The 16,541-nt window shown below is 40.6% G+C and carries 15 protein-coding genes; 11 read left to right on the plus strand and 4 right to left on the minus strand.

Translation table 11 applies throughout. The features are described 5' to 3' along the window. The first annotated feature begins 350 nt into the window (after positions 1 to 350). Complete coding sequence (locus tag PCNPT3_RS05200; protein ID WP_015464819.1) at positions 351 to 1,547, plus strand: acetate kinase; 1,197 nt, start codon at positions 351 to 353, stop codon at positions 1,545 to 1,547. A 97-nt stretch (positions 1,548 to 1,644) separates the two neighbouring features. On the opposite strand, the gene PCNPT3_RS05205 is transcribed toward PCNPT3_RS05200, so the two are convergent. Next, a complete protein-coding gene (locus PCNPT3_RS05205; protein ID WP_015464820.1) occupies positions 1,645 to 2,187 on the minus strand; it encodes a DUF2058 domain-containing protein in 543 nt (180 codons plus the stop codon). A 151-nt stretch (positions 2,188 to 2,338) separates the two neighbouring features. Here PCNPT3_RS05205 and PCNPT3_RS05210 point away from each other — a divergent pair, with 151 nt between their 5' ends. Both PCNPT3_RS05210 and PCNPT3_RS05215 read left to right on the plus strand, forming a co-directional pair. After that, positions 2,339 to 2,743, plus strand: coding sequence for a CBS domain-containing protein (locus PCNPT3_RS05210; protein ID WP_015464821.1), 405 nt, complete (start codon positions 2,339 to 2,341; stop codon positions 2,741 to 2,743). A 210-nt stretch (positions 2,744 to 2,953) separates the two neighbouring features. After that, positions 2,954 to 3,202 (plus strand): EexN family lipoprotein, encoded by a 249-nt coding sequence (locus PCNPT3_RS05215; protein ID WP_015464822.1) that lies wholly within the window; start codon positions 2,954 to 2,956, stop codon positions 3,200 to 3,202. A gap of 96 nt (positions 3,203 to 3,298) precedes the next feature. Here the strand turns inward: PCNPT3_RS05215 and aat are convergent, their stop codons facing one another. Both aat and PCNPT3_RS05225 read right to left on the minus strand, forming a co-directional pair. Next, the gene (aat, locus tag PCNPT3_RS05220) at positions 3,299 to 4,018 is read right to left on the minus strand and encodes a leucyl/phenylalanyl-tRNA--protein transferase (RefSeq protein ID WP_015464823.1); all 720 of its coding nucleotides are present in this window, start codon (positions 4,016 to 4,018) and stop codon (positions 3,299 to 3,301) included. 80 nt (positions 4,019 to 4,098) lie between these two features. Continuing rightward, positions 4,099 to 5,391, minus strand: coding sequence for a citrate synthase (locus PCNPT3_RS05225; protein WP_015464824.1), 1,293 nt, complete (start codon positions 5,389 to 5,391; stop codon positions 4,099 to 4,101). A gap of 389 nt (positions 5,392 to 5,780) precedes the next feature. On the opposite strand from PCNPT3_RS05225, the gene sdhC reads away from it, so the two are divergent. The 8 genes from sdhC (at position 5,781) to sucD (ending at position 15,292) form a co-directional block, all read left to right on the plus strand. Then, positions 5,781 to 6,155 carry a succinate dehydrogenase, cytochrome b556 subunit gene (sdhC, locus tag PCNPT3_RS05230; protein ID WP_015464825.1) on the plus strand — a complete coding sequence of 125 codons (375 nt, stop codon included), beginning with the start codon at positions 5,781 to 5,783 and terminating at the stop codon, positions 6,153 to 6,155. Further along, positions 6,149 to 6,493, plus strand: coding sequence for a succinate dehydrogenase, hydrophobic membrane anchor protein (gene sdhD / locus PCNPT3_RS05235; RefSeq protein WP_015464826.1), 345 nt, complete (start codon positions 6,149 to 6,151; stop codon positions 6,491 to 6,493). The genes sdhC and sdhD overlap by 7 nt, the downstream gene beginning before the upstream one ends. Before the next feature lies 1 nt (position 6,494). Beyond that, a complete protein-coding gene (gene sdhA, locus PCNPT3_RS05240; RefSeq protein WP_015464827.1) occupies positions 6,495 to 8,261 on the plus strand; it encodes a succinate dehydrogenase flavoprotein subunit in 1,767 nt (588 codons plus the stop codon). Positions 8,262 to 8,275: 14 nt separating this feature from the next. Next, complete coding sequence (locus tag PCNPT3_RS05245; RefSeq protein ID WP_015464828.1) at positions 8,276 to 8,989, plus strand: succinate dehydrogenase iron-sulfur subunit; 714 nt, start codon at positions 8,276 to 8,278, stop codon at positions 8,987 to 8,989. 84 nt (positions 8,990 to 9,073) lie between these two features. Then, the gene (locus PCNPT3_RS05250) at positions 9,074 to 11,881 is read left to right on the plus strand and encodes a 2-oxoglutarate dehydrogenase E1 component (RefSeq protein WP_015464829.1); all 2,808 of its coding nucleotides are present in this window, start codon (positions 9,074 to 9,076) and stop codon (positions 11,879 to 11,881) included. Between the two features lie 40 nt (positions 11,882 to 11,921). Next, a complete protein-coding gene (gene odhB / locus PCNPT3_RS05255) occupies positions 11,922 to 13,103 on the plus strand; it encodes a 2-oxoglutarate dehydrogenase complex dihydrolipoyllysine-residue succinyltransferase (protein WP_015464830.1) in 1,182 nt (393 codons plus the stop codon). 117 nt (positions 13,104 to 13,220) lie between these two features. Then, a complete protein-coding gene (sucC, locus tag PCNPT3_RS05260) occupies positions 13,221 to 14,384 on the plus strand; it encodes an ADP-forming succinate--CoA ligase subunit beta (RefSeq protein ID WP_015464831.1) in 1,164 nt (387 codons plus the stop codon). Positions 14,385 to 14,386: 2 nt separating this feature from the next. Further along, positions 14,387 to 15,292: a succinate--CoA ligase subunit alpha gene (sucD, locus tag PCNPT3_RS05265; RefSeq protein ID WP_015464832.1), complete on the plus strand. Its 906-nt coding sequence runs from the start codon at positions 14,387 to 14,389 to the stop codon at positions 15,290 to 15,292. A gap of 113 nt (positions 15,293 to 15,405) precedes the next feature. On the opposite strand, the gene PCNPT3_RS05270 is transcribed toward sucD, so the two are convergent. Continuing rightward, positions 15,406 to 16,308, minus strand: coding sequence for a hypothetical protein (locus PCNPT3_RS05270; RefSeq protein ID WP_156801496.1), 903 nt, complete (start codon positions 16,306 to 16,308; stop codon positions 15,406 to 15,408). Positions 16,309 to 16,541 lie beyond the last annotated feature (233 nt).

Below are 16,541 nucleotides of genomic sequence, written 5' to 3' on the forward strand. Positions count from 1 at the left end.
CTCGCACATCGGCTACGTGTTAAAGCCTGATAATAAAGCTTTAAAGGTGAAGGTAATAGAAATTTCTCTGTTATTCACGCGCATTTTTGCTCAAATGTGCGCGAAGGGCCTTAGATAAAAAAAGCCTTATCAAGAAGAATCGTGATGTTTATTTGATTGCTTATAAAATATGTTATTTCTAGCATTGTTATCTGTGCTCTTCCCCTGTAGTCTAGCCTTTTTTTTAGGCTAAGCATTTAGCGAGCCTAGTTATACCTATGCTACTTCAAGATGTGATTCGATGGACTCTCGTTCGAAAGCATATTGGCATTTCATGGGTATAGATCTTCTATATAAAGGATATTCTGGATATGAGCAATAAGCTGATCCTCGTACTGAACTGTGGTAGTTCATCTTTAAAATTTGCAATTATTGACACAATAAGTGGCGATGAAAAACTAACGGGTCTTGCTGAGTGCCTGCATTTAGAGAATGCTTCGATTAAATGGAAATTAAACGGCGCTAAAGGCAGTGCAGATTTAGGTAATGGAAGTGCACATCAAGAAGCATTAGATTTTATTGTTAATGATATTCTGGGCACAGAAACTGAGCTTAAAGCAAGCTTACATGGTATTGGTCACCGTATCGTACATGGAGGTGAAAAATTCACTTCGTCTGTATTGATCTGTGATGAAGTTTTACGTGGCATTGATGAATGTAAAGCGCTTGCGCCATTGCATAATCCTGCACATATCGTGGGTATTAAAGCTGCGCAACATGCATTCCCATCTTTACCAAATGTAGCTGTTTTTGATACTGCATTCCACCAAAGTATGCCTGAAGTCGCTTATTTATATGCTTTACCTTATAAACTATATAAAGAAAATGGTATTCGTCGTTACGGTATGCATGGAACAAGTCATTACTTCATCAGTGTTGAAGTGGCTAAAAAACTAGGCAAACCATTAAATGAGTTAAATATTATTAACTGTCATTTAGGTAACGGTGGCTCTGTTTGTGCAATAAAAAATGGTAAATCAGTAGATACATCAATGGGTATGACACCACTTGAAGGTTTAGTGATGGGTACACGTTGTGGTGATATTGATCCTGCTATCATTTTCCATCTTCATGATGAGTTAGGTTACAGCCTAAATGAAATCAATACGATGTTAACTAAAGAATCTGGTTTATTGGGCTTAACAGAAAAAAGCAGTGATTGCCGTTTTGTTGAAGATAATTACGCAACAGATACTGCCGCTAAACGTGCAATGGACTTGTATTGTTACCGTCTTGCTAAATACATCGCAAGCTACACAGCTGCACTTGATGGTCGTCTGGATGCGCTTATCTTTACCGGTGGCATTGGTGAAAACTCAGCGCCAATTCGTGCGATGACATTAGATCGTTTAAGTTTACTTGGCTTTAAAGTTGATAATGACGCTAACCTGAAATACCGCTTCGGTAAAGAAGGCGTGATCAGTGCAAAAGACAGCACACTTGCAATGGTAGTATCAACAAATGAAGAATGGGTTATCGCAGAAGATACACTTGCTTTAACAAGCTAAGTTAACTCCCTCTTTAATAAAAAAAACCAGCGTAATGCTGGTTTTTTTGTTTTAAGCAAAAGGTCGGGCATTTCTTTTTACATAAAGGATATCGATTTTACCAAATCAGATCATCGGGTACGGCAAATTCTGCATACGGATCATCTTCATCAAGTTGTGACGCTTCTATTTTTTCATGTAAAGAGACCAGTACCGAACTATCAATTTCACGTAGTGTTTCAGCCGCCTCTTTATGGATCAGATAAAATGCATCGTTGAGGACACAAATTGCCAAAGCACCATTTATTAATGCTTGTTGTGTACTATTATTAATCGCAATGCGTTTTACTTTATTTTGGTAAGTAAAATGGTAATCAAGCTCACCTTGGTAATTCTTTTCACAGTGCTGAGCTATCATCTGTATTAATTTTCCATGCGCAGCCCTTGCATCTAAATCAGCTTGTTGTTGGCGATTTTTTTCTAAATCTTGGTTTTTTTGTTGCTCTTTTTGTTGTTCGAGTGACACTTGTAATTCAGAGACTTGTACGGTGCCTTTTTTCTTTTTTTGTTTGGCTTTTCGGCGTTTCTCTGTTTGTGCTTGTTTTGCTTTTTGTTTATTAATTAAACCAGATTTCATCAATTGTTCTTGTAAAGATGCCATATATAACCTTTGCGCAATATAAAAAATCTATTTTACAGGTAAAGATAATTTAAGGGTAGAGCCTTTGCGCTAAGACGACTTATTTACGCCTAAAAATCGACAAATGCCAAAAATTGATTAAGCTATACAGAGATAAAAAGAGGGGATGTCTATGAATAACTTACACATTGCACAATATATGATTGGTAAAAGTTTATTTTTTAAAAAAGAGATGACTATCGCGTCTGCGGTTGAGATTTTATTAGCGAATCCTCAAATCGGAGGCCCTGTTTTAGATGATGTCGGTCATGTGATCGGCTGGTTATCGGAACAAGACTGTTTAGCTAAAATGCTCGAAGCCAGTTATCACTGTGAACTCGTTGCGTTGGTAGAAGATGTGATGTTTAAAGAGGTGTTGATTGTAAAATCGGATATGAATGTGTTCGATTTAGGACAAGTCATGTTAAAAAATAAACCTAAAATTTATCCAATAGTCGATGAAAATAATCTGTTTATTGGCTTAATATCACGTAAACATGTCTTAAAAGCTATTAGTCAACAATTAGAAGATTGTTGAGAGCGTTAACGTTTGTGCTTGCCAGCAACCTAATTTAAGCGCACTTTTTTGATATAGCTTGAGCTGTTTTATAAAATCAGCTCGGCTACTCGCTTGTACGCCTAAGCTGCGATCAGACAAAAGTGTTTAAATAGTACAAAAAATGTTCAAGTATTATATTCCCTACCGCGTTCGATATTTTTAACGAAAGACGATAAAAAGGACTTTATTATGATAAATATTATAAAATTAATGTCAGTAGGCTTTTTGTTTTTAACGCTATCTGCATGTTTTAATGACACAACTTATAGTGTTCGATATTACGTAGAGCACGAAGAGGAAACGTTCGAAACCATTTATAAAGGTTGTGAGGGCTTATCTCGTAAGAATTGCGATAATGCAAAAAAAGCAGCCTCTGAAATACAAAACTTAAAAACGTTCGGTCGTTATTCTAAAAACTACTTGAAATATGAACAATAAAAAGCCCTTAATAATTTAAGGATAAATTATGTTACTGCTATTTTTTAAATGACACTAGCAACATAAAAAACGTCTCTTAAAGCTCTCAGTCAACAATTAGAAGATGGTTGAGAGCGTTAACGTTTGTGCTTGCCAGCAACCCAATTTAAGCGCATTTTTTTGATATAGCTTGAGCTGTTTTATAAAATCAGCTCGGCTACTTGCTTGTACGCCTAAGCTTGCTAAATGTGGTGTTAGCATTTGGCAATCAATCAGTTTGCCGTTGGCTGCATGAAAATGCTGATGTAACGCAATAAAGGCCATTTTTGAGGCATTTTCGCTACGACTGAACATCGATTCCCCGCAAAAAATTTGGCCTAGGCCAATACCATAGAGTCCGCCGACTAATTCATTACCCCTAAAAACTTCTACAGAGTGTGCCCAACCTTGTTGATGCAATTGCAGATAGGCATCGATCATCTCTGCCGTTATCCAAGTGCCCGGTTGGCCTTTACGTGGCGCTGCGCAGGCATGGATCACCTCTGAAAAGTGTTTATTGATACTCAGCGTATAATTTTCTTTGCGTATCAGGCGGCGCATACTTTTACTAATATGTACTTTACCGGCAAGGATCGTTGCGCGTTCATTCGGGCTCCACCAAAGTAGTGGCTCTCCCTCATTATACCAAGGGAAAATACCGCGTTGATAAGCATTTATAATACGTAATGGGTGCAAATCACCACCGATGGCTAATAAGCCCTCAGGATCTTCTAATGCATGGCTGACGTTGGGGAAAAGAGTGGGGTCATTGGTTAGGGTTGTTAAATGATTTTTCATTTTCTTTCTTTTAAATAAAAAAGCCAGTGTAAACACTGGCTCAATAGGATCAAGTTTTAATTAATATTAATTAAGGTTAATTAATTGCAACGATCCGTCACATTATCAAATTTTTGATCGATAAGTCCGGTATAAAGTTGGCGAGGACGACCTATTTTTTGTCCGGGTTGATCGAGCATTTCTTTCCAATGAGATATCCAGCCGATGGTCCGAGAGATAGCAAAAATCACGGTAAACATAGAGCTTGGGATACCAATAGCACGTAAAACAATACCGGAATAAAAATCAACATTAGGATAAAGTTTTTTCTCGATGAAATAGGGATCTTCAAGCGCAATGCGCTCAAGTTCCATCGCCACATCAAGGAGTGGATCTTTTATTTTAAGATCGCTTAATACCGCGTGGCAGGTCTTACGCATAACCGTTGCTCTAGGATCGTGACTTTTATAAACGCGATGACCAAAACCCATTAAGCGGAATGGGTCGTCTTTGTCTTTAGCACGAGCCACGAACTCAGGAATACGATCAACGGTGCCAATTTCTTCGAGCATTTCTAGACACGCTTCATTGGCGCCACCATGTGCAGGGCCCCAAAGAGAGGCAATCCCAGCTGCAATACATGCAAAAGGATTTGCGCCTGACGATCCGGCTAAGCGCACGGTTGAGGTTGAGGCATTTTGCTCATGATCTGCATGTAAAATAAATATTTTATCCATTGCGCGCTCAAGAACAGGATTGACGACATACTCTTCACACGGCACGGCAAACATCATTTTCAAAAAGTTACCCGCATAAGAAAGAGAGTTATCTGGGTAAATAAAAGGTTGTCCTTGCGAGTATTTATAGCTCATCGCAGCCAAAGTTGGCATTTTTGATATCAAGCGATAGGCTGCGATTTCACGATGTGATTCATTATTTATATCTAAAGAGTCATGGTAAAAGGCGGAAAGGGCGCCAACAACACCCACCATTAATGCCATCGGGTGTGAATCACGGCGAAAACCGGAATAAAGCTTAACAAGTTGCTCATGCAACATCGTATGTCGTAGTACAGTGCGATGAAAATCATCAAACTGTTTTTTATCGGGTAAAGTACCATTTAAAAGAAGATAACAGACTTCTAAATAATCTGATTTTTCGGCAAGTTGCTCAATCGGGTAACCTCGATATTGCAAAATTCCGGCGTCTCCATCGATATAAGTGATGCTTGATTGGCATGATGCAGTGGCAAGAAACCCTGGATCATAAGTAAAATAACCTGTTTTTCCTAATGCGCGAATATCAATAACATCATTACCCGCAGTGCCCTTGAGTATAGGAAGCTCAATAGGCTCTTGGCCTGGTAAATGTAATATTGCTTTTTGATCTGACATTGTATGCTCCATTGCAGTTTCAAATATAAAATTATAAATGCAATGTGTTTAACAACATTGCATTTATAACTCTGCTAAATTCTACTATATATATTTACAGCCTTAAAAGTGGCTTGTCAATTTTAACATCACAACAATTGGCTGTGATGTTTTTTTGTCTTTTTTTGTTTTGTCTTGTGGCTAACGTTAATTCGTTAAATGTACTTATAAACAGTAGCTTTACTGTGATTAATTGCATGGTGAAATATGTAAACTACATCACAAATTTGACTTTATCTTCTATCTACATCACAAATATCATCTTGTCCGATCACATATTGTTAACATTGCACTTACAATAAGAGCGTTATCTAACCCTTCCTTATTCGCTATTTATAAAGAGAGAAATTGTGCATAAAAACCGACCTAAAAATTTAGATCTCGCCACGGTCAAATTTCCTATCACGGCAACAGCTTCAATATTGCACCGTGTCTCGGGCATTATTGTTTTTATTAGTTTAGCGATATTTATGTTCTTGTTAAATCTTTCACTCAGTAGTGCACTTGGATTCCATCAGGTACTTGGCTATTTTGATAACCTATTTATTGAATTTATAATGTGGGGCGCTTTAACCGGGCTCGCTTACCACATGGTGTTTGGTGTGCGTCATATGATCCAAGATCTTGGATTTTGGGAAGAGATGGAAAGTGCATCAACAAGCGCACGTTATGGTTTTGTATTAACGTTTATCCTATCAGTGTTGGCGGGAGTTTTAGTATGGTAAAGGTAGCGGGAACGTTTGGACGCAGTGGCGTTCATGATTATATTTTATTACGTGCAAGCGCAGTTATTTTACTCGCTTACATACTTTATATTGTTGGCTTTATTGCCTTTAATGATGTGAACTATTTAGTGTGGAGAAGCTTCTTCTCTTCACTCTGTACACAGGTTTTTTCATTATTTGCACTGCTTAGTATGTTGGTCCATGCCTGGATTGGTCTCTGGCAGATATTAACCGATTATATAAAATGTACGCGTTTACGTGGCACATTACAGTTTCTTTTAACATCCGTAGCATTTATTTATGTTTTTTCTGGCTTTGTAATTTTGTGGGGTATTTAAGGTGACATTACCTATCCGAGAGTTTGATGCAATTGTAATTGGTGCAGGTGGTGCTGGTATGCGCACTGCACTTTCTATTTCTGAACAAGGTAAAACCTGTGCTCTAATTACCAAGGTTTTTCCAACGCGATCACATACTGTGTCTGCCCAAGGTGGCATCACTGTTGCGCTAGGCAATGCGCATGAAGATGATTGGCAGTGGCATATGTACGATACGGTCAAGGGCTCTGATTATATTGGAGATCAAGATGCGATTGAGTTCATGTGTAAAAGTGGCCCAGAGGTGGTACGTGAGCTCGAAAATATGGGACTGCCTTTTTCACGTTTTGAGGATGGCAGTGTTTATCAGCGTCCTTTTGGTGGTCAGTCTAAAGCGTTTGGTGGGGAGCAAGCTGCACGTACGGCGGCCGCCGCCGATAGAACCGGTCATGCATTACTGCATACGCTTTATCAGCAAAATATTAAAAATAAAACCACAATATTTTCAGAGTGGTATGCACTTGATATTGTCAAAAATGATGATGGCGTAGTCGTCGGTTGTACTGCGATAGATATTGAATCGGGTGAAATTGTTTTCTTTAAAGCACAAGCGACTGTTTTTGCAACGGGTGGTGCGGGGCGTATTTATGCCTCAACAACGAATGCACACATTAATACTGGCGATGGTATTGGTATGGCGATACGCGCTGGCGTACCGGTGCAAGATATGGAAATGTGGCAGTTTCATCCAACCGGGATTGCGGGCGCAGGCGTGCTTGTTACCGAAGGTTGTCGTGGTGAGGGGGGTTATCTTTTAAATAAAGATGGCGAGCGTTTTATGGAACGTTATGCACCGAATGCCAAAGATTTAGCCGGACGTGATGTGGTTGCACGATCTATTATGATTGAAATTCGTGAAGGACGAGGTTGTGAAGGACCTTGGGGTCTACACGTTAAATTAAAATTAGATCATCTCGGTGAAGAACTATTAGAGTCAAAATTACCGGGGATTTGTGAGTTATCACGCACCTTTGCACATGTTGATCCCGTTAAAGAGCCTATTCCCGTTATTCCAACATGTCATTACATGATGGGTGGTTTACCCACCACGATAAATGGTCAGGTACTTAAAGTTGACGAAAATGGTAAAGACATCGATATGCCGGGACTCTTTGCCGTTGGCGAAATTGCCTGTGTATCCGTGCATGGAGCGAATCGTTTAGGGGGTAACTCGTTATTAGATTTAGTGGTATTTGGACGCGCGACAGGGCAACACTTAGGAAAAGTTCTAAGCCAAGAAAATACGGCTAAAGAGGCAACACAAGAAAATATTGATGCATCATTGGCGCGATTAAATCGTTGGGAACATGGCGATGGCACGGAATGCCCTGAGCAGATACGTAAAGATTTACAGCAATGTATGCAAAATAATTTTTCAGTGTTTCGAGAAGGTGATGCGATGGCAACCGGTCTTGAAGAACTTAAAGTATTACGTAAACGCTTACAAAATGCCGTATTAAATGATCACAGTAAAGAATTTAATACCGCGCGTATTGAATGTTTGGAGTTGGATAATTTGATGGAAACGGCTTACGCTACGGCGGTAGCTGCTAACTTTAGAACCGAGAGTCGAGGCGCACATAGTCGTTTTGATTTTCCGGATAGAGATGATAAGACGTGGTTATGTCATAGCTTATATGATCCCGTGCAGGACAAAATGAGTAAACGAGCGGTGAATATGTCGCCCGTATTACGTGAAGCATTTCCACCTAAAGCACGTGTTTACTAAAAGGCTCTTTTATGATGAATGTCAAATTTTCAATTTATCGTTATAACCCAGATATTGATAATGCGCCGTATATGCAAGATCTTTCTTTAGAGGTTGAGCCTGGAAACGATATGATGGTGCTCGATGCACTTATCTTACTCAAAGAAGCAGATGCATCATTAAGTTTTCGACGCTCTTGTCGAGAAGGTGTGTGTGGCTCGGATGGTTTAAATATTAATGGTAAAAATGCGCTAGCATGTATTACGCCTCTTTCGGATTTACTTAATGCGGGGAAAATAGTGATCCGCCCGTTACCGGGATTACCGGTTATCCGCGACTTGGTCATTGATATGACGCAATTTTATACACAGTATGAAAAAGTAAAACCGTATCTGATCAGCGATGGGGCCTTGCCGCCAGCGGGTGAATTTAAGCAATCACCAGAGCAACGTAAAGAGCTAGATGGTTTATACGAATGCATTTTATGTGCTTGTTGCTCAACCTCTTGCCCTTCATTTTGGTGGAATCCAGATAAATTTATTGGTCCAGCAGGATTACTTGCCGCCTATCGCTTTTTAATTGATAGTCGAGATACAGCAACAGAGTCTCGTTTAGCAGATTTAGACGATGCATTTAGTGTATTTCGTTGTCATGGGATCATGAATTGTGTCAGTGTTTGTCCTAAAGGTTTGAACCCAACAAAAGCCATTGGTAAAATTAAATCAATGTTATTACAACGCGCTATATAAAAAATCAGTCGCTTAGTGTATTTATGTACTAAGCTACTATTTCATTTATTCAAGAAGACATGACGGCTATATTAAGGAACGTTAATGGCAAACAATGTGATGCAAGATTGGTTAGCCTCCTCGCATCTTTATGGGGCAAATTCGACCTATATTGAAGCACTTTATGAATCTTATTTAGAAAACCCGAACGACGTTGATGAACATTGGCGCGCGGTGTTTACTGCCTTACCGAAAGTGAATGATTTACCCGAAGAAGCACATTCAAAAATTCGTCAGCAAATGCTTATGGCGGCAAGACAACCAAAATATCTGCAGCAAACGTCACAAGTTGAGCATAACGATACGAAGCAAGTGCGAGTGTTACAATTAATTGGTGCTTATCGAAATAGGGGCCATGAAGTTGCTAAGCTTGATCCGCTCGGCTTAGTTGAAAATGCAAAGGTTAAAGATTTAGACCCTTTTTATCATGAGCTAGAAGGCGAAGATTTCGACGCGAGCTTTAATGTTGGCTCTTATGTTGCTGGCAATGAGAGAATGATACTAAAAGATCTTTTAACCTCATTAAAATCTACATATTGTGGCACGTTGGGCGTGGAATACATGCATATTACCGACAGTGCAGAGAAGCGTTGGATACAAAAAAGAATAGAATCTTGTGAGAGTAAACCGTCTTTTAGCGATGTAGCCAAATTACGGTTCTTAGAAGAGTTAACGGCAGCCGAAGGATTAGAGCGTTACATTGGATCTAAGTTTCCGGGTGCAAAACGCTTTTCACTTGAAGGCGGAGACGCTTTTATTCTCATGCTAAAAGAGCTCATCCGTCGTGGTGGCGAGCAAGGCGTGCAAGAAGTGGTACTGGGCATGGCGCATCGTGGCCGCTTAAATGTACTGGTCAATGTTTTAGGTAAAAAACCCAGTGATTTATTCGATGAATTTTCGGGTAAAAAAAGTAAATATGATGGTTCGAGTGATGTAAAATATCACCAAGGTTTTAGCAGTGACTTTAAAACCCCTAAAGGCAATGTACATTTGTCGCTTGCCTTTAACCCTTCCCATCTAGAAATAGTCAACCCTGTGGTATTGGGATCGGTACGTGCGCGCCAAGAACGCTTAAAGAGCATCGGTGAAAGTGTATTGCCTATTACGGTGCATGGTGATTCTGCTATCTCTGGGCAGGGCGTGGTACAAGAAACCTTTAATATGTCACAAACCCGCGCTTTTAAAGTCAATGGCACTATCCGTATTGTGATTAATAATCAGATAGGATTTACAACGTCAAATCCAGAAGATATGCGCTCTACACGTTATTGCACAGATATTGCAAAAATGGTGCAAGCGCCCATTTTCCATGTCAATTCAGATGATCCCGAAGCGGTTATTTTAGCCACTCAAATTGCTTTAGATTTTCGTAATACCTTCAAACGAGATGTGGTTATTGATCTTGTTTGTTATCGTCGTCATGGTCACAATGAAGCCGACGAGCCAAATGCAACACAACCCTTAATGTATCAAAAAATCAAAAAACATATTACGCCAAGAGAGCTCTATGCACGTCAGCTTGAAAGCGAAGGGGTAATAAAAAGTGGTTATGCGAAGCAATTAGTCACCGATTATAGAGATGCATTAGATAACGGCGAATGTGTTGTTAAAGAATGGCAAAAAATCAAAAGAGACAGTGTCAACTGGGCGCCTTATTTAAAGCATGATTGGGATTCTCCTTATGATGCAACATTCCCTAAAGCAAGGTTAATGGAGCTAGCACAATCTATTAGTGTTTATCCTGAGACACATGTGCCACACGGGCGTGTTAAAAAGATATACGAAGGTCGCCAATTAATGGCAAAAGGTGAAAAACTCTGTGATTGGGGGTTTGCTGAAAATCTGGCTTATGCCACTTTGCTTGATACTCAATTTAATATTCGCTTAGTCGGACAAGACTCTGGACGGGGAACTTTCTTCCATCGCCATGCTGTGATCCATGAACAAAAGCACGGTGATACTTATCTTCCGTTACAAAATATTTCTGAAGATCAGGGCCATTTTGATGTTTATGACTCCGTGTTATCAGAAGTTGCGGTGCTTGCTTTTGAATATGGTTATTCAACAGGGGCGCCTAAAGGTCTTTGTATTTGGGAAGCACAATTTGGCGATTTTGCCAATGGTGCGCAAGTGGTCTTTGACCAATTCTTATCCTCTGGAGAGCAAAAATGGGGGCGCATGTGTGGCCTGACGGTTATGCTGCCACATGGTTATGAGGGGCAAGGTCCAGAGCATTCTTCTGCGCGCTTAGAGCGTTATTTACAACTGTGTGCAGAGCATAATATGCAAGTGTGTATTCCATCGACGCCTGCGCAGGTTTATCATATGCTGCGTAGACAAGTGGTGCGTTCAATGCGCCGTCCGTTGATAGTCATGTCACCTAAATCACTGTTACGTCATCCTTTAGCGGTTTCAAGCTTAGATGAATTAGCTCACGGCACCTTCCAAAATGCCATTGCTGAGGTTGATCCTCTCAATGGACAGAGTGTGACGCGTGTGGTGCTGTGTAGTGGTAAAGTTTATTATGAATTATTGGAAAAACGTCGGAGCCAAAAGCTTAACCATATTGCAATTATTCGTATCGAGCAGTTGTATCCTTTCCCAGCACAGGAGGTCTCCGCGATATTAGAAGAATATCAACATGTGAAAACCTTTATCTGGTGTCAAGAAGAGCCACAAAATCAAGGCGCTTGGTATTGTAGTCAGCATCATATCCGCAGCGTTTTACCTTCGGGTGCAACACTGACGTATGCGGGGCGAGATGCATCAGCTTCCACTGCGGTGGGGTATATGTCTCTGCATATTAAGCAACAAACAAAACTAGTAGATAATGCACTGGGGTTAACTCAATAACCTCTTTATACGTATAAATTATGACTGTAGGGCGTGAATTATGATTGATATTTTAGTACCAGAACTACCAGAATCAGTTGCAGATGCCGGTGTGGCAACATGGCTAAAAGCGGCCGGTGATTTTGTTGAACGTGATGAAGTGTTAGTGGAAATAGAAACTGATAAAGTGGTATTAGAAGTACCTGCAACGGCGTCAGGTATTTTAAAAGAGATATTAGAAGAAGAGGGCGCGACGGTGCTTTCTAAACAAGTGTTAGGGAGACTTGAAGAGGGAGATGCTTCTTCTGCGTCAACGCCTGCGAGCGCTGAGTCTGCATCCGTTGCACAAAAAAATGATGCTGTTATTGATGCAAGCCCTTCTGTACGACGTTTATTACAAGATAAAGGCATTGATGCGAGCCTTATCAAAGGCACCGGTAAAGGTGGCATGATCTTACGTGAAGATGTGGAAAAATACAGCAGTACGGATAAGACCGTTGTAGATACTCCTAAAACGGCAGATATTGTGACGGCAGTGGCTGCGCGTAGCGATAAAAGAGTGGCGATGACGCGTTTACGTAAACGCGTTGCAGAGCGTTTGCTCGAAGCTAAAAATAGCACTGCAATGTTAACCACTTTTAATGAAGTTAACATGCAACCTATTATGGCGTTGCGTAAGCAGTATCAAGAAATTTTTGAAAAGAAACATGGTGTGCGTTTAGGCTTTATGTCTTTTTATATCAAAGCGGTAACAGAAGCATTAAAACGCTACCCTGAAGTCAATGCTGCCATTGATGGCGAAGATATTGTGTACCATAACTTTTTTGACATTAGTATTGCGGTATCGACACCTCGTGGATTAGTGACGCCGGTTTTACGTGACACCGATACACTTGGGCTTGCTGATATTGAAAAAGGCATTAAAGCGTTGGCTATTAAAGGTCGAGATGGAAAATTAACCGTGGATGAAATGACCGGAGGTAACTTTACCATTACTAATGGCGGTGTCTTTGGATCGTTACTCTCTACACCGATTATTAATCCCCCACAAGCTGCGATTTTAGGTATGCATAAAATCGAAGAGCGCCCGATGGCAATTAATGGCGAAGTGGTTATATTACCGATGATGTATTTGGCTTTGTCATATGATCATCGTTTAATTGACGGTAAAGAGTCCGTTGGATTTTTAGTGACAATCAAAGAGTTACTCGAAGATCCTACGCGCTTATTATTGGATATATAAGCCGATTTTTCGCGTCGAGCTGAGGCGTTTGCTCTACGCGAAAAACGTGATGCAGTACCGTTTTACCTAGCAGCCTGTTAATGGCTATTAATTTAACTCAATAAGTGGAAATGAATCATGAATTTGCATGAATATCAGGCAAAGAAACTGTTTACAGAATATGGTCTTCCTGTTCCCAAAGGGATTGCATGTGACAGTGCGGAACAAGCCGTAGACGCGGCTACAACATTAGGTGGGGATAAATGGGTTATCAAATGCCAAGTGCATGCCGGTGGCCGTGGTAAAGCCGGAGGCGTTAAGCTGGTTAAAAATAAAAATGAATTACGTGAGTTTGCACATCAATGGTTAGGTAAAAACCTGATCACTTATCAAACGGATGAAAAAGGTCAGCCGGTCAATAAACTATTGGTTGAAAGGTGTAGTGATATTGCGAATGAACTGTATCTCGGTGCAGTGATCGACAGAGCATCTCGACGCGTGACATTTATGGCATCGACCGAAGGTGGTGTTGAAATTGAGAGTGTTGCAGAGCAAACGCCAGAACTTATTCATACTGTTATGATTGACCCTTTAGTGGGGGCTCAAGCTTATCAAGGCCGAGAACTTGCTTTTAAACTCGGTCTGTCAGGTAAACAAATAGGCCAATTTACAAAGATTTTTTTAGGTCTATCTAAAATGTTCCATGAAAAAGATCTCGCTTTATTGGAAATTAATCCGTTGGTGGTTACCGCTACTGATGATTTAATTTGTTTAGATGGCAAAGTGACGATTGACTCAAATGCGATGTACCGTCAAAAAGCATTATTTGATATGAACGATACTTCGCAAGAAGATGCGCGTGAAATTCACGCTGCGCAATGGGAATTAAACTATGTTGCGCTAGATGGCAATATTGGTTGTATGGTAAATGGTGCTGGGCTTGCAATGGGCACGATGGATATCGTGCAACTGCATGGCGGAAAACCGGCAAACTTCTTGGACGTGGGCGGCGGTGCAACGAAAGAACGTGTGACGGAAGCCTTTAAAATCATTTTAAGTGATACAAAAGTAGAAGCCGTATTAGTGAATATCTTTGGTGGTATTGTGCGTTGTGACTTGATTGCTGATGGTGTTATTGGTGCGGTGCAAGAAGTGGGTGTTTCTGTGCCTGTTATTGTTCGCCTCGAAGGTAATAACGCTGAGCTTGGTCGTAAGATCTTAGCAGAATCAGATCTGAATATTATTGCAGCAACATCATTAACAGATGCAGCCGAGCAAGCTGTCAAAGCCGTAGGTGGGTAATTATGAGCATTTTAATTAACAAAGATACAAAAGTCATTTGTCAGGGCTTCACTGGCGGACAAGGCACTTTTCATTCAGAACAAGCTATTGATTATGGAACACAAATGGTAGGGGGCGTGTCCCCCGGTAAAGGCGGACAAACGCACCTTGGATTACCTGTTTTTAATACCGTACGTGAAGCTATTGATGCGACAGGGGCAACGGCGACCGTTATATATGTTCCAGCACCTTTTTGTAAAGATGCGATATTAGAAGCGATTGATGCCGGTATTTCTCTGATTGTGACCATCACTGAAGGCATGCCAACGTTGGATATGTTAGAAGTCAAAGTGAAGTTAGATCAAGCTGGCGTGGTAATGATTGGTCCAAACTGCCCAGGTGTTATTACGCCTGATGAATGTAAGATTGGTATTATGCCAGGACATATTCATAAAAAAGGTAAAGTGGGAATTGTCTCGCGCTCGGGCACCCTAACCTATGAAGCGGTGAAGCAAACCACGGATGAAGGTTTTGGTCAGTCTACCTGTGTGGGTATTGGTGGCGATCCGATTCCAGGTGCAAGCTTTATTGATATATTGGCGCTATTTGAAGCAGATCCTGAAACAGAAGCGATTGTGATGATTGGTGAAATTGGGGGAACCGCAGAAGAGGAAGCTGCCGCTTTTATTAAACAACATGTCACTAAACCCGTTGTCTCTTATATTGCAGGCGTGACAGCGCCAGAAGGTAAGCGTATGGGCCATGCCGGCGCCATTATTGCAGGTGGTAAAGGTACGGCTGAAGATAAGTTTCGTGCATTAGAAGATGCGGGCGTTAAAACAACCAAATCATTGGCGGAAATTGGTAAAGCCTTGCGTGAAGTGACAGGCTGGAAAACGCTTTCATCAGAGTCAGAATTGGTGTTGTAAAACAAGTTAAATAGGCAAAGCCAATTTAGATTTGTATCCATATAAAAGCCTTGTGACGCAACTGTTGCAAGGCTTTTTTATTGTCTATTAAATAAGGATCTTAAATAAGCGTATTAAAGATTAGTGAATAAAACTTCCAAACGTAGCGTAAAAGTCGCTTCTTTAGTGGGCCTCGTTATATCCTCGTGTTGCCATTTTAAAGATGGCGTTAAGGTATAAAAAAACCATTTTCTAAAAACATTATGACGATAACTGACACTGAGATAATGCTCTGTTATCTGCTGCTGGGGCCTTGTTTTCATGTGCAAGTGAGCATGATAATTTATCGCCTTCGTACTCGATATATACTGATATAAAGTGGCTTCACTGCTCAGTTTTATGCCGACTTCATTCTTTTTTATCTGCACTTCATGCGACCAACGTAATAAAAAAAGAGGATCAATTGAAAAATCAATATCAAATTGGCTACTGGCGGCGTTGATGCGTCGTCTTTGTTGCAGTTTTTGGGTAAAACTGAGTACGACGCGTGCATGCACTGGATAGCTATATCGATAGCGAAAGCCAATGCTTGGGTGCGCTGTGACTTTAACATTGAAACTGGTGCGCTCTTGGGCTATCCAATCATAACGTAAAGCCAGCTGGCTATTGTCTTGATCTGCGTTTGTGGTGGGGCTATCCAAAGGTGAGATATAAGAGCCAATCAGCAGTTTTAATTTATGGTTTAACTTCGGCAAATGTAAGTGTGCGTTTAACTTCATTTGTTGTTTAATTTCACCTTGCTCTGTCAGGGATAAATCATCATACCAGCGAAGGATCGTACCGGCACGCGCATCTTCAAGGCTACGTTTATCGGCAAAAAAATTATCAAACCAAGCTGCGGGTTGGCAAAATTTTTTATTAAAATAGTGATAAGTGTTATCGATTAGCGAGGTATTTACTTTATGCTCGACACAGGGCTCACTGTGCTTCGCAAATAGAGTCGGAGCGGAGAATAATAGGATGATTATAAATAACAAAGAGTGGCGCATAAGGGCCTCGCTTACGTTACCGCGTCTCTTTAGAGTTTAGTTGAGTGTTGGAACATTTGATACGGTGCATCATAAAAGGAAAAGGTGCTGATTAAAAAGCAGAGGTGCTTCCTATCATTACGGCATCTTTTTATTGTTTCGTCTCGGAGGATTTTAGCGCTTTGTGAAACAGACTTAATTTAAGGGGAGGTGCGATCAATACAAGTCTCATCATCAGTGAT

It is taken from the genome of Psychromonas sp. CNPT3, from assembly GCF_000153405.2.
Lineage (GTDB): Bacteria > Pseudomonadota > Gammaproteobacteria > Enterobacterales > Psychromonadaceae > Psychromonas.

Coding starts and splice junctions, on each gene's coding strand:
- aat (WP_015464823.1), bottom strand. CDS start 4,018: ATGAAAAATCATTTAACAACCCTAACCAATGACCCCACTCTTTTCCCC.
- odhB (WP_015464830.1), top strand. CDS start 11,922: ATGATTGATATTTTAGTACCAGAACTACCAGAATCAGTTGCAGATGCC.
- PCNPT3_RS05225 (WP_015464824.1), bottom strand. CDS start 5,391: ATGTCAGATCAAAAAGCAATATTACATTTACCAGGCCAAGAGCCTATT.
- sdhD (WP_015464826.1), top strand. CDS start 6,149: ATGGTAAAGGTAGCGGGAACGTTTGGACGCAGTGGCGTTCATGATTAT.
- sucC (WP_015464831.1), top strand. CDS start 13,221: ATGAATTTGCATGAATATCAGGCAAAGAAACTGTTTACAGAATATGGT.
- PCNPT3_RS05250 (WP_015464829.1), top strand. CDS start 9,074: ATGGCAAACAATGTGATGCAAGATTGGTTAGCCTCCTCGCATCTTTAT.
- PCNPT3_RS05200 (WP_015464819.1), top strand. CDS start 351: ATGAGCAATAAGCTGATCCTCGTACTGAACTGTGGTAGTTCATCTTTA.
- PCNPT3_RS05205 (WP_015464820.1), bottom strand. CDS start 2,187: ATGGCATCTTTACAAGAACAATTGATGAAATCTGGTTTAATTAATAAA.
- PCNPT3_RS05215 (WP_015464822.1), top strand. CDS start 2,954: ATGATAAATATTATAAAATTAATGTCAGTAGGCTTTTTGTTTTTAACG.
- sucD (WP_015464832.1), top strand. CDS start 14,387: ATGAGCATTTTAATTAACAAAGATACAAAAGTCATTTGTCAGGGCTTC.
- PCNPT3_RS05210 (WP_015464821.1), top strand. CDS start 2,339: ATGAATAACTTACACATTGCACAATATATGATTGGTAAAAGTTTATTT.
- PCNPT3_RS05245 (WP_015464828.1), top strand. CDS start 8,276: ATGAATGTCAAATTTTCAATTTATCGTTATAACCCAGATATTGATAAT.